The organism is Acinetobacter sp. YH12208 (assembly GCF_013418055.1).
GTDB classification, from domain to species: domain Bacteria; phylum Pseudomonadota; class Gammaproteobacteria; order Pseudomonadales; family Moraxellaceae; genus Acinetobacter; species Acinetobacter pseudolwoffii.
The window spans coordinates 34663-47560 of record NZ_VPCT01000002.1 but is presented as its reverse complement, the minus strand read 5'-3'; the positions used below and the strand labels follow the sequence as shown (position 1 = coordinate 47560).

The following is a 12898-nucleotide window of genomic DNA, read 5'->3' as shown; positions in this document are numbered from 1 at the left end:
TGTCAACATGATGAAAGGCCAACCATTTCATGTGAAATACCGTGAAATTATTCGTCGAATGATGTTTCTCATTGGTGCGTTGTTGGTGTTTCGGCTAGGAGCGCATATTCCAGTACCGGGCATCAATAATGCGGCCCTAGAAAACCTGTTTAATGCAAACCAAGGTACTATCCTTGGTTTGTTTAACATGTTTTCCGGTGGTGCATTAGAACGAATGTCTATTCTTGCTCTTGGGATCATGCCCTACATTTCTGCATCGATTATCGTGCAGCTGATGTCGACAGTGGTTCCTTCGCTGGAAGCTTTGAAAAAAGAAGGCGAGCAAGGCAAACGTAAAATAAATCAATACACACGACAAGGCACATTATTTCTGGCGCTTGTACAAGCGATCGGGATGTGTGCAGGCTTGATCAGTCAGGGGATTACCCTGAATACTGGTTTGGCTTTTTATATTCCTGCAGTAACCTCATTGGTTGCGGGAACCATGTTCTTGATGTGGTTGGGTGAGCAGATTACCGAACGTGGGGTGGGGAATGGTATTTCCATGATCATCTTCGCGGGTATTGTTGCCGGATTGCCTAATTTAATTATGCAATCTTTGTCATCTGTAGATAATGGCCAGACCAGCCTGATTGGCTTGGTAATTTTTGGTCTGTTGTCTCTGGGTGTTTTGGCAGCCATCGTGTTTATCGAGAAAGCGCAGCGTCGTATTCCGGTCAACTATGCTCAAAAACAACAAGGTCGTCGTGTATTTACTGCACAGCAGACACATTTGCCATTGAAAATTAATATGGCGGGTGTGATTCCGGCAATTTTTGCCAGCTCATTGCTGTTGTTCCCTGCGAGCTTAGGCCAGTGGGTGGGTAGTGCAGATCCGAATGCCGGATTTATTCAGCGTAGCCTGCAAGATGTAGCATTGGTATTGTCGCCTGGTCAGCCGTTGTATTTGGTGCTCTTTGGTGCGTTAATTATCTTTTTCTGTTACTTCTATACAGCACTGGTATTTAGTCCTAAAGAAGTGTCAGAGAACTTGAAACGCAGCGGAGCTTATGTGCCTGGTATACGTCCAGGTGAGCAAACTGCTCGTTACTTAGATCATATTCTCAGTCGTTTGACATTTATTGGCGCGATTTACATCACCGTCATTTGTTTGATGCCGATGGTGTTGCAAAGTTCATTTGGTATTCCATTCTATTTGGGTGGTACTTCTTTGCTGATTGTTGTGGTAGTAGTGATGGACTTTATGGCTCAGCTGCAGTCACACCTCACCTCGCACCAGTACGATAATCAAACGTTAATGAGAAAAACGACAGCTCATCCTAAGGGATAAGCGCACTTAGAGGTTTCATCATGAAAGTACAAGCTTCTGTTAAGAAAATTTGTGGTAGCTGTAAAGTTATCCGTCGTAATGGGGTTATCCGCGTAATTTGTAGCGCAGAACCTCGTCATAAGCAGCGTCAAGGTTAATCTGATTAAGACCTGTTGATTTCTGTAGGCGAATTGGGTTATTATCCGCCCCTCAAGATTTTTGTGGGGCGGTTGATTATCTACTGCCTTTTTGGAGAAAATTGAATGGCTCGTATTGCCGGTGTAAACATTCCGGATAACAAGCACGCTGTTATCTCTCTAACGTATATCTTTGGTATTGGTCGCCATACTTCAAAAGCTATTTTAGCTGCTGCGGGTATTGCTCCAACGACTAAGATCCGTGAATTAGATGACGCTCAGCTTGATGCGATTCGTGCAGAAGTTGCTAAGGTTCCGACCGAAGGTGATTTACGTCGCGAAATTTCCATGAACATTAAACGTTTAATGGATTTAGGCTGCTATCGCGGTCTTCGTCATCGTCGCAGCTTGCCTGTCCGCGGTCAACGCACCAAAACTAACGCTCGTACCCGTAAAGGTCCGCGCAAACCTATTAAGAAATAAGATTTCTGGAAGCTAAAAGATGGCTAAAGATACTCGCGCACGCAAGAAGGTCACTCGTACCGTCTCTGAAGGTGTCGCACACATTCACGCTTCTTTTAATAACACCATTGTGACTATTACCGATCGTCAAGGTAATGCACTGGCTTGGGCCACTTCAGGTGGACAAGGCTTCCGTGGATCACGTAAATCAACTCCGTTCGCTGCTCAGGTAGCTGCTGAAGTTGCTGGTAAAGCTGCTTTAGACTACGGTTTGAAAAACTTGGACGTCCTTGTAAAAGGTCCTGGTCCTGGTCGTGAATCTGCGGTTCGTGCTTTAGGTGCAGTGGGTTATAAAATTAACAGCATTACCGATGTGACGCCAATCCCGCACAACGGTTGCCGTCCACCTAAAAAACGTCGCGTGTAAGGAGAAACATTCATGGCTCGTTATATTGGTCCAAAATGCAAACTCTCTCGCCGCGAAGGGACAGACCTGCAACTTAAATCAGGCGTTAAACCGTTTGATGTAAAAACTAAAAAACACGCTAAAGCTCCTGGCCAACATGGTGGAGCTCGTGGCGGTAAACAGTCTGAGTACTCACTACAATTACGTGAAAAACAAAAAGTACGTCGTATGTACGGTGTTTTAGAGCGTCAATTTAGTAACTACTACAAAGAAGCTGCTCGTGTTAAAGGCGCAACTGGTGAAAACTTGTTGAAGCTACTTGAAAGCCGTCTTGATAACGTTGTTTATCGTATGGGTTTCGGTTCTACTCGCGCAGAAGCTCGTCAGTTAGTATCTCACCGCAGCATCACTTTGAATGGCCGTCGTGTTAACATTGCGTCTATCCAAGTTAAAGCGGGTGATGTGATCGCAGTTCACGAAGGCGCTAAACAACAATTACGTATCAAAAACGCAATTGAATTAGCAACTCAACGTGGCATGCCTTCTTGGATGGAAATCGACCATTCTAAATTAGAAGGTACGTTCAAAGCTGCACCGGATCGTTCTGATTTACCTGCTGAAATCAACGAAAGCTTGATTGTAGAATTGTATTCTAAATAATCCTTGAGGAAGCAATATGACGCGTACTGCAAATGAGTTTCTAACTCCGCAAGCGATCAAGGTCGAAGCGGCAAGCGGGACCTCGGCAAAAGTTATTCTAGAACCTTTAGAGCGTGGCTTTGGTCATACTCTGGGTAATGCTTTACGTCGCATCCTTCTTTCTTCTCTACCTGGCGCAGCTGTGGTAGAAGTTGAGATTGAAGGGGTCGAGCACGAGTACAGTACTTTGGAAGGCTTGCAGCAGGACATCGTCGAGCTCTTGCTGAACCTAAAAGGATTGTCGATTAAGCTGTTCGATCAAAATGAAGCATACTTAACATTAGAGAAACAAGGTGCAGGCGACGTAACTGCGGCTGACCTTCGTTTACCTCATAATGTTGAAGTGGTTAACCCTGAACATTTGATCGGTACTTTAAGTGCCTCAGGCTCATTGAAAATGCGTCTGAAAGTTGCTCAAGGTCGTGGCTACGAGACTTCTGATTCACGCTTCCCAGAAGGCGAAACTCGCCCAGTGGGTCGCTTGCAGTTAGATGCTTCTTATAGCCCAATCAAACGTGTGTCTTATACAGTGGAAAACGCTCGTGTAGAACAACGTACTGACCTTGACAAATTGGTCATTGATCTTGAAACCAATGGTACTGTAGATCCTGAAGAAGCAATCCGTAAAGCGGCAACAATCTTGCAACAACAAATTGCAATCTTTGTTGACCTTCAGAAAGATCAAGCACCTGTGGCTCAAGAGCCGCGTGAAGAAGTTGACCCAATCTTGCTTCGCCCAGTAGATGATCTAGAGCTAACTGTTCGTTCTGCTAACTGTTTGAAAGCAGAAAACATTTACTACATTGGTGATCTTGTACAGCGTACTGAAGTTGAGTTGCTTAAAACTCCTAACTTGGGTAAAAAATCGCTTACTGAGATCAAAGATGTTCTGGCTTCTAAAGGCTTACAACTCGGCATGCGTTTAGAGAACTGGCCACCGGCTAGTCTCCGTATGGACGATCGTTTCGCCTATCGTAGCCGTTAATTAAGTAGGACTATCACCATGCGTCATCGTAATAGTGGTGTGAAATTAGGCCGTACAAGCAGCCATCGTAAAGCGATGTTCCAAAACATGGCTAACTCTTTGTTCGAGCACGAGTTGATCAAAACAACTGTGCCTAAAGCGAAAGAGTTACGTCGTGTAGCTGAGCCTTTAATCACTTTAGCTAAAAACGATACAGTAGCAAACCGTCGTTTGGCGTTTGCTCGTACTCGTTCAGCAGCAACTGTTGGTAAATTATTTACCGTTCTTGGCCCTCGTTACAAAGAGCGTAACGGCGGTTATCTACGTGTTCTTAAAGCGGGCTTCCGTGCAGGTGATGCTGCACCGATGGCTTACGTTGAGCTAGTAGATCGCGAAGTTAACTAATTTCGTGAAGAATAACGCGAGTTGTTCGAAAAGGTCGGTTGAATAAACCGGCCTTTTTTAATGTCTGAAATTTATTTTCAGGTATTTGCATCATGCAGAACTAATCTGAATCTGGCCTGAAAAGATAAAAAAATAATGGCTTTTTATCAAACTTGACATTGTGTATTGTCAATTTTGTGATTTAATAAAAACAGATAGTATCGCTTAGGTAAAAGAACAATATGGAAAAGCAAATCGATATTTTAATTGTGGGTGCGGGGATCTCGGGAATTGGTCTGGCAGCGCATCTTTCTAAACATTGTCCGCAGCGCTCATTTGAAATTATTGAGCGACGTGCCAGCATTGGCGGAACTTGGGATTTATTTAAATATCCGGGAATTCGTTCTGATTCGGATATGTCGACCTTTGGTTTTAATTTTAAACCCTGGAAAAAAGCCAGTGTACTTGCCGATGGCGCTTCGATTAAGGGCTATCTGGCCGAAGTAGTAGATGAATTTAATCTGGAATCGAAAATTCATTATCAACACCGTGTGTTAACCGCCAACTATGATTCTATGGCCTGCAAATGGTCAGTAGAGATTGAGGATGAACACGGCAAGAAGCAGATTTGGATTGCGAATTTCGTACTGAGTTGTACCGGTTATTACAATTATGACCAAGGTTTTCAGCCTGAGTTTCCAAATCAGGAGGCTTTTAAAGGTCAATTCATTCATCCGCAGCATTGGCCGGAAAATTTAGATTATCAGGGCAAAAAAGTGGTGATCATTGGTAGTGGTGCCACCGCGATTACTTTAGTTCCGGCGATGGTCAAAGGCGGCGCCGGGCATGTGACCATGTTACAGCGTTCCCCGACCTATATCGCTTCAGTGCCCTCCATTGATATGATTTATGCAAAGATGCGGCAGTATCTACCAGAAGATGTGGCTTATAAAATTACCCGTACCCGGAATATTGGCATGCAGCGCGGAATTTATGCCTTGGCACAAAAACAGCCAAAACTGTTAAAAACGCTGTTACTTAAATCCGTGCAGTTTCAGCTCAAAGGTAAAGTGGATATGAAACACTTTACCCCGAATTATGAGCCGTGGGATCAGCGCCTATGCGTGGTGCCGGATGGTGATCTGTTTAAAATTTTACGTGAAGGGCAGGCATCAGTTGTAACGGATCAGATCGAAAGCTTGACTGAAACTGGCATTCAGCTGAAATCGGGTCAACATCTGGAGGCAGATATTATCGTTTCAGCCACAGGCTTAAATATCCAGATTCTTGGTGGAATTCAGGCGACGATTGATGGTCAACCTGTCGATACCTCACAACATATGCTGTATAGAGGCATCATGGTTAGTGATGTGCCGAATATGGCGCTAATTATTGGTTATATCAATGCCTCTTGGACTTTAAAAGTGGATATTGCCGCTGAGTACATTTGCCGTTTGCTGAACTATATGGATCAGCAGGGCTATGCTGAAGTCATCGCTCAGGGTGATCAGACTGAATTGCTAGAGGATACTGTGATGGGTAGTCTCAGTTCGGGCTATATTGCCCGTGCTGCAGATGTGATGCCAAAACAAGGTAAACATGCACCGTGGAAAGTCAGCAACAATTATCTTGCAGATCGTAAGGAACTTAAACAGGCTTCGTTTGAAGATAGGGTGCTGAAATTTAAAAAAAACAGCAAGGCTCTCAAACATAAACCGCGTCTGGTCTCTTAAAGTCGGATATTGAACTAAAGAAAAAGGAGTCCTGAGTGACTCCTTTTTTATGCGTCCAGTTTACAGTGAACGTGCAATCAGTTCTTTCATAATTTCGTTGGTACCGGCATAAATCCGGTTGGCACGGTTGTCGATATAGGCCCGGGCAATTGGATATTCCAGCATATAGCCATAACCACCATGCAATTGCAGGCATTCATCTACCACCTTGCTATACATTTCTGAAATCTTATATTTGGCCGCAGCAGCGGCATCGATGCCTAATTCTTGCTTGAGTTGCAGCTCCATGCAGCGATCCAGATAAGCGCGACAAAACTCGATTTCGGTATGCATTTCTGCCAGTTTAAAGCGGGTATTCTGAAAATGGCTAATACTCTTGCCAAAGGCCTGACGTTCCTTAGTGTATTTCACTGTATGTGCGAAAGCAGCTTCAGCGCCAGCCTGACACATAATTGCCACAATCAGGCGTTCCCAGGCCAGTTCTTTCATCAACATCATAAAGCCCATGCCTTCCAGACCGAGCAAATTTTCTTGTGGTACGCGTACATCGTCAAAGAACAGCTCGCAAGTATCCTGGCCTTTCATGCCGATTTTATTCAGCGGTTTAGCTTTGCTAAATCCGGCCCGGTCGGCTTCGACCATAATCAATGAGAGATTGGCCGAGCCTTTGTCACTATGACCGGTCTTGCAGACCACAATCGCCATATCACAGAGATAGCCATTGGTAATAAAGATCTTGGATCCATTAATCACATAGTCATCGCCATCCAGTATTGCAGAGGTACGTACTGCTTGCAGGTCAGAGCCGGTTCCCGGTTCGGTCATGGCAATCGCGGTGACGATTTCCCCGGAAGCCATTTTGGGTAACCACTGCTGTTTTTGAGCATCATTGCCAAAGTTCAGCAGGTAATTGGCGACAATATCTGAATGTAATGAAAACCCCGTGGCTGAATCACCAGCATAAGCCTGTTCTTCAATCAGAATCATGCTATACAGCCGGTCTACCCCAGAGCCGCCATATTGTTCTGGCATGGTGGTGCAGAGTAGCCCCAGTTCACCCGCTTTAGTCCAGAGCTCTCGATCCACATGCTGTTGCTTTTCATAGCGCTCGCTATGCGGAATAACTTCCTTTTCATAAAACTTGCGTACGGTTTCACGAAATGCTTCATGTTCGGTAGTAAAAAGCTGGCGGGGTAGCATCGGGGCAAGCGGGCGAATGGCTGCGGATTGCATCTTGTTATTCCTTATTCTGATCTGTTTGCTTTAAAGTAGGTCAAGCATAGATCGGCAACAATGAGCGGAATGTTCAAATAACTTAAATATGCTGATGCTTTTGGTCATTTGTATGAAATCCCTCGAAATTCAGCGATGGCTTCAGGTAAACTATTCCGGTTTATAACGAATTGGGGAAATTCGATGACTGATGACATCACCTTAGAAGAGCGCAAAGTGATTTATCGCGCGCGTCGTGGTCTAAAAGAGCTGGATGTGTATTTTGATCCCTACGTAAAAAACTACTACTTAACTGCTGATCCTTTTGAAAAGCAGATGTTTGCTGAGTTGGTCGATCAGGAAGATCCAGATCTGCTGGACTGGTTTATGGAAGTCTCTGAGCCGCCGCGTCCTGAATTAAAAGATTTGATCAAGAAGCTTAAATTTTACGTTCATGGATAATCGCTGTTTCAAGCTGAAACGCAGTTATTGTGCACTGGCGTTTCAGCTTTTTATTTTTGCACTGTTGATGTACCTGCTATACCAGCTATTGCCGATTGCGATTTGGCTGCTGTGTGCTGCGATTGGACTGGTGATTTATCAGCTGTTTTATCGCAAGACGCCCCAGATTGAACAGTTTGAATATCTGGATGGACGTGAATGGTCATTGACGGCCAAATCTCGGCCCACCTGTCGGGTATGTGTTAGTCATGTGGTTGATCATCAAGCTTATATTGTGGTGTATTTTCAGCACGCCAAAGCTCAGCCTTTATTGATCTGGTGTGACCAATTGCCGCTAAAACAATGGAAATCCCTGAAAGTTCTGACCAAACTTATCTAGTTGTCAGACAACGCTATTTTAATCACTTGATTGAAATTTCAATAAAACAGATACTTAGATCATTAACGCGCTTTCATTGTCAGACAAAAAATAATAATGACTTATCAGTAAGATAAATTGTATGACAATTTCCCGCCTATGTTTTATTTTTAGCCTGTACATTGAACGCACCAACAGCAAATACGGGAGAACTCAATAGAATCTCCAGTGTGGATGTTCTTGATCGTAGTGATTGTTTCAGCTTTGGGGGTTGGACAATTCGCGACGGTGCTGAAGGATAAATTTTCATCTTAATCAAGCAGAGTTATTACCGGCTCTCTGTTTGTACAGTTAATAAGTAGCATGTGCTGAACCGTCGCAATGCTACTTTTTTTTGCCCAAAATTTGGTAATTCAACAGATCAAGTCAATTGCAGTCGGCCAGTTTGATGGCACAGTGTCTGGTCTAAATTAGAGTAAATACTCTTTTATTCACAAAATGCTTCTGATATCTTTAGCAGAAAGATGGACATAATCACAATTATAGAGGACAGGAAAATGTCAGGCGTCCGTAAAATATGCCAAGGTATGGCGACCATTGCAATAACAACAACAGTATTAACGGGGTGTTCCCATGTCATTAAAACCGGTGCCAATGTCGCACTGGGTTTTACCGAAAACCATATTGTCCCGCCAATTTTAGCCATGGATGATGCCGAGATGGTCTGTAATTCAGGCAATTCTCTAACTCCGGCCATCATGGCAACCAAAGAAATGGGAGCGGATCCGACGCGAGTAGCCGTATTGATGTATTCGGCTGCCGGCATTTGTGCCGAGCAAAAGGCGCTGGAAGCTGAGTTACGCTATTTACGTGCTTCAAAATCCAACCAGGTAGCGGAAGCCCAAGATGCGCGAATCGAGCAGAAGCGCTGGGCGGCTCTAGCGGCACAGCGTCAATATACCGGTTATCAATTGTTCCAGAGCCGTTATGAAAAAAAATATCAAAAAGCCTTGGGTGAAGAATGCCCGCGCATGAACAGCGATATAGAGCAAACGGTTTATCTGCTGGGCATGTTGAGTGGTTTACAAGCCATGACCAATGATATTAATTCCGGCGGCGCAGTGCATGTGCCCAAAGATATCGCTGCCGTGGTGGAACGTGGTATGACCTGTCTGGATAATGCCAAATTCTGGGGAGCACCTAATGCTACGCGTGCTGTGATCTGGACTTTATTACCAGGTGCAAGCGATGGTAAACCTGATCCTTACCAAACATTAAAACAATCTACACAAATTGGTGAGCAAAAAGGTGTACGTTTATCGCATGCTTTATATGCTGTAGCAGCACAGGCCAGCGGTGACGATGCCAAAATCCGCGATGCTTTAAAAACCTTTGCGCAGGCCCGTACCGAGGAAAAGCCGGTAAATCCACAATTCAAACTGATCGACAGTATGGCAGCGATTATGGTTGGTGGAATTTCAGACCGTTACTGGACAGAAAATACTGGTGTGCGCAGCGCCGATGATGGCATGCAACGTTTCTGGGATGAATCAGACAGCTCTTCGGAACTCGATGACCTGTTCAGTTCAGACCTGTAACCCAGATAGCCTGCATAGAATTTTAAGGATGAAATTAAACTAGATGGTTAGGGAGAAGCATAAGCTGATGCTAGATCAACATGTTCGACGAAAAATTATTTTTCTAGCGGCTTTTGTCTCTCTCTGTGCATGTCTGCAAATTTTCAAGGATAGTTTCATCTACTGGCAAGAGAGTTTGCTCAGTGAGTTTTGGCGACTGTGGACGGCACATTGGGTACATGTGGGGTGGACCCATTATTTCCTGAATATTCTCGCTTTTATCTGTCTGCCTTTTATTTTTCCACGCGCTATTCTATGGCACTTTTCTGCCATTTTACTGATCTTGCCACCTTTGATCAGTTTAAGTTTTTATTTTTTCTTACCCAATATTGAAGCCTACGCTGGCTTGTCGGGTGTGCTGCATGGTGCCTATGTTGCCGTTGCCTGTGTACATTTGCTGTATAAGCGGGAACGCAGTTTTGCTGCACTGGTGTTATTTTTGATCTTTGGCAAACTGGTCTGGGAAAACACCATTGGCAATGTCGGAACGGCGCAGCTGATCGGTAGTCCGGTTTTGGTTGAGGCACATTTACTTGGGGTGATTTGGGGCGTGATTCTGGCGCTGATCTATATTGTGAGCAATTATTTTCGGGATAATTAAAGTGCAGAGATAAATAATTTACTTGGCAAAAAAAACAAAAAGAAAATATAAATTGTCATTTTTATTGTGCTGATTTTGATGCAGAGTCAAAACATAGAATAAAAATCCTGACCTTTGAAAAGGAATTTTCGGGCCAGAAGGGAAGATCAGCGTCCTAGAACAAACACAGATCGCTAAAATAAAAATAGGAATATACATGCAAAATGATGATCAAAACAGATCAGGATTAGGTCTGTTGCGTTATATCTGGACAGAGTGGATCTCGACCTTCGTGGTGCTGGTCTTGCTTTTGCTTACACTGATTATTGGTACTGGAGAAATGATTCACGGCCAGTTGCTGCGCATGGGGGAGCGTCTCTATGGCGATCCGGCAACCGGGATGCAATATTCATTTTTACGTGCTGAACCGACACGTCCACAATGTGAACGCAAGATCAATGTCGATCAGCGTGTTCAGCAGCAGATGAAAGCCGATGCAGCCGATGAATATGCTGATTTCTTCGGCGTGCGCTCGCAAGCGGATGTCCGGGCTGCGGTATTACAGGCACAGCAGGTTTGTGAAGAATCTTATCTGTTCTACGATAAAGCCATTCAACATGTCGAAGCACAACCGAGTATTCGGGCTTATCGGGCTTTTGAAACGTCTTTCTTTGGAATATTCAAGTTTGGCACTGAGAACCGGGCCTTGCTCTTGGTCATCATGGTGGTATTCGCTGCGATCAGTGCCACCCTAAAAACCCATCATATTGGTCTGCGTAGTCCAAGTACAGGTATCGATTTTAAAGTCTATTCGGTCGCCATGCTGCTGGGTAATGCTTTTCTGGCATTCTCATCCTATAGTCAATACCAGTCTGTGCTGAACTCGGGCGTACCGATGGGCGAGATGAAATACATCTACTGGCTGTGGATGATTCTGTTTAGCAGCTTAACCTTAATCAGTTTATATCAGGTGGTTAAACAACCAAAACCAACGCGTGAGGGCGGCAGTTTTGGTCTGGCCTTTTTGAGTGTGCCACTGTATGCCTATATGGCCATTATTACCGGAATAAACTTCACCTTCTTTATGGATTATCCAATGGGACAGGGGATTTATCTGGGGCAACTGGTCGAGTTTTCCAGTATTTTCCTGAATCTGGCCTTGTTTATCTGGGCCGGTATGTTGCTGAAACAGACCCGGGTCGTGGATATGTTCCTGAACATTCTGCGTCCATGGAATCTGGCCCCTGAAACCTTGACCTGGTTAATTCTGCTGGCCGCTGCCTTACCGACTGCCTATACCGGTGCATCAGGGATTTTCGTGATTGCCGCAGGTGCGATCATTTATAAGGAAGTCTGGAATGCAGGTGGACGCCGTCAGTTTGCACTGGCCGCCACTGCAATGTCCGGTTCACTGGGTGTGGTCTTACGTCCATGCTTGCTGATCGTCGTGGTAGCATCACTGAATAAAGAAGTAACTACTGATTTGCTCTATCACTATGGGATTTATGTCTTCCTGCTCAGCTCGACTTTATTCCTGGTAATTTCTTTATTCTTTGCAGAAAATAAATTCCGGATTGCCGCACCAACCATCGCAGCTCCTCAATCAGGTCGTGCCTTCCTTGCGATTATTCCTTATATCGTGATTTTTATTCTGATCTGGCTATTCTACAAATATGCTTTGTCGACAGACCTGAATGAATTTACCGCCCCTGTGATGATGCCGGTCATTCTGCTGATGATTGTCTTATATGATAAATTACGTCATGAACCGGCACCGTTGCCACCGGTCGGTCATTGGGATGAGACTTTGAATGCGACCTTACATTCGAGAAATACCCCTGAACTGGCGACAGCTGCTAGCGTGGCCAATGTAGAATATCGTGAAGCAGAGCATGCCGGGCAGCGAGATAAAGAATTGGCTGTTGATCATGGTGTAAAGCATTCAAATGCTACAGAAATCTTGCGCAAGGTGGGTTTCTGGAAGTCGATGCATATCTCCACCAGTGAAACCGTGGGGCATATTGGTGCGCTGGTGATCCTGATGGCACTTTCTGTGAGTGTCGGTGGCTTGCTGGAACGTATGGAAATTATGGAAGCATTTCCAACCGATATCAGCAGTACTATTCTGGTCATTTCCCTGATTGTCGGCTTGATGATTTTTGTCGGGATGATTATGGATCCGTTTGGTGCGGTGATTCTGATCTCGGCGACTGTTGCTCCAGTGGCTTACCAATACGGCATTCATCCGGTGCATTTCTGGATGATCACCCTGATTGGCTTTGAACTGGGCTATGTGACGCCACCGGTGGCACTGAACCATCTGTTGGCCAGACAATCCATTGGCGATGCCGAAGTGGCTGAAGCGGATGCAGAAGTACGCCATCTGTCTTTTTACTACCGTTATGAACGCTGGATTTTACCGGTGATTGTGCTGCTGCCTGCAATGCTGATCATCGCCTATGTGCCTTATGTCTTTAAGCTGTTCGGCTGGTATCCATAAAAGATAGACACTAAAAAAGCACCTACGGGTGCTTTTTTAATTTAATCTGAATTCT

14 protein-coding genes are annotated in these 12898 nt (G+C 44.7%); 13 read left to right on the top strand and 1 reads right to left on the bottom strand.

What is annotated here, in order from left to right:
- Positions 1-10: 10 nt before the first annotated feature.
- The 8 genes from secY (at position 11) to FTU95_RS03095 (ending at position 6094) form a co-directional block, all read left to right on the top strand.
- Positions 11-1330 carry a preprotein translocase subunit SecY gene (secY, locus tag FTU95_RS03130; RefSeq protein ID WP_171063316.1) on the top strand — a complete coding sequence of 440 codons (1320 nt, stop codon included), beginning with the start codon at positions 11-13 and terminating at the stop codon, positions 1328-1330.
- A gap of 20 nt (positions 1331-1350) precedes the next feature.
- A complete protein-coding gene (gene rpmJ, locus FTU95_RS03125; protein WP_000867907.1) occupies positions 1351-1467 on the top strand; it encodes a 50S ribosomal protein L36 in 117 nt (38 codons plus the stop codon).
- Between the two features lie 105 nt (positions 1468-1572).
- The gene (gene rpsM, locus FTU95_RS03120; protein ID WP_004281492.1) at positions 1573-1929 is read left to right on the top strand and encodes a 30S ribosomal protein S13; all 357 of its coding nucleotides are present in this window, start codon (positions 1573-1575) and stop codon (positions 1927-1929) included.
- Positions 1930-1948: 19 nt separating this feature from the next.
- Positions 1949-2335 carry a 30S ribosomal protein S11 gene (gene rpsK / locus FTU95_RS03115; protein WP_004281491.1) on the top strand — a complete coding sequence of 129 codons (387 nt, stop codon included), beginning with the start codon at positions 1949-1951 and terminating at the stop codon, positions 2333-2335.
- 12 nt (positions 2336-2347) lie between these two features.
- Positions 2348-2974, top strand: a complete 627-nt coding sequence (rpsD, locus tag FTU95_RS03110; protein WP_005094132.1) for a 30S ribosomal protein S4 — start codon at positions 2348-2350, stop codon at positions 2972-2974.
- A gap of 16 nt (positions 2975-2990) precedes the next feature.
- On the top strand, positions 2991-3998 hold the full coding sequence (locus FTU95_RS03105; RefSeq protein ID WP_005094131.1) for a DNA-directed RNA polymerase subunit alpha: 1008 nt from the start codon (positions 2991-2993) through the stop codon (positions 3996-3998).
- A gap of 18 nt (positions 3999-4016) precedes the next feature.
- On the top strand, positions 4017-4382 hold the full coding sequence (gene rplQ, locus FTU95_RS03100; protein ID WP_004281488.1) for a 50S ribosomal protein L17: 366 nt from the start codon (positions 4017-4019) through the stop codon (positions 4380-4382).
- A gap of 221 nt (positions 4383-4603) precedes the next feature.
- The gene (locus FTU95_RS03095; protein WP_180077506.1) at positions 4604-6094 is read left to right on the top strand and encodes an NAD(P)/FAD-dependent oxidoreductase; all 1491 of its coding nucleotides are present in this window, start codon (positions 4604-4606) and stop codon (positions 6092-6094) included.
- A 60-nt stretch (positions 6095-6154) separates the two neighbouring features.
- On the opposite strand, the gene FTU95_RS03090 is transcribed toward FTU95_RS03095, so the two are convergent.
- Complete coding sequence (locus FTU95_RS03090) at positions 6155-7327, bottom strand: acyl-CoA dehydrogenase family protein (protein WP_180077504.1); 1173 nt, start codon at positions 7325-7327, stop codon at positions 6155-6157.
- Positions 7328-7510: 183 nt separating this feature from the next.
- Between FTU95_RS03090 and FTU95_RS03085 the strand changes: the two genes are divergently transcribed.
- From FTU95_RS03085 to FTU95_RS03065, 5 genes are all read left to right on the top strand, one after another.
- A complete protein-coding gene (locus FTU95_RS03085; RefSeq protein WP_005094125.1) occupies positions 7511-7768 on the top strand; it encodes a succinate dehydrogenase assembly factor 2 in 258 nt (85 codons plus the stop codon).
- Entirely contained in the window at positions 7761-8147 is a 387-nt protein-coding gene (locus FTU95_RS03080; RefSeq protein WP_180077502.1) for a hypothetical protein, read from the top strand. Before FTU95_RS03085 ends, FTU95_RS03080 begins: the two co-directional genes overlap by 8 nt.
- Before the next feature lie 536 nt (positions 8148-8683).
- Positions 8684-9724 carry a hypothetical protein gene (locus tag FTU95_RS03075; RefSeq protein ID WP_180077500.1) on the top strand — a complete coding sequence of 347 codons (1041 nt, stop codon included), beginning with the start codon at positions 8684-8686 and terminating at the stop codon, positions 9722-9724.
- Positions 9725-9791: 67 nt separating this feature from the next.
- Positions 9792-10364, top strand: a complete 573-nt coding sequence (gene rrtA, locus FTU95_RS03070) for a rhombosortase (RefSeq protein ID WP_180077499.1) — start codon at positions 9792-9794, stop codon at positions 10362-10364.
- Between the two features lie 196 nt (positions 10365-10560).
- Positions 10561-12843: a TRAP transporter large permease subunit gene (locus tag FTU95_RS03065; protein ID WP_180077497.1), complete on the top strand. Its 2283-nt coding sequence runs from the start codon at positions 10561-10563 to the stop codon at positions 12841-12843.
- The last annotated feature ends 55 nt before the right edge of the window (positions 12844-12898 follow it).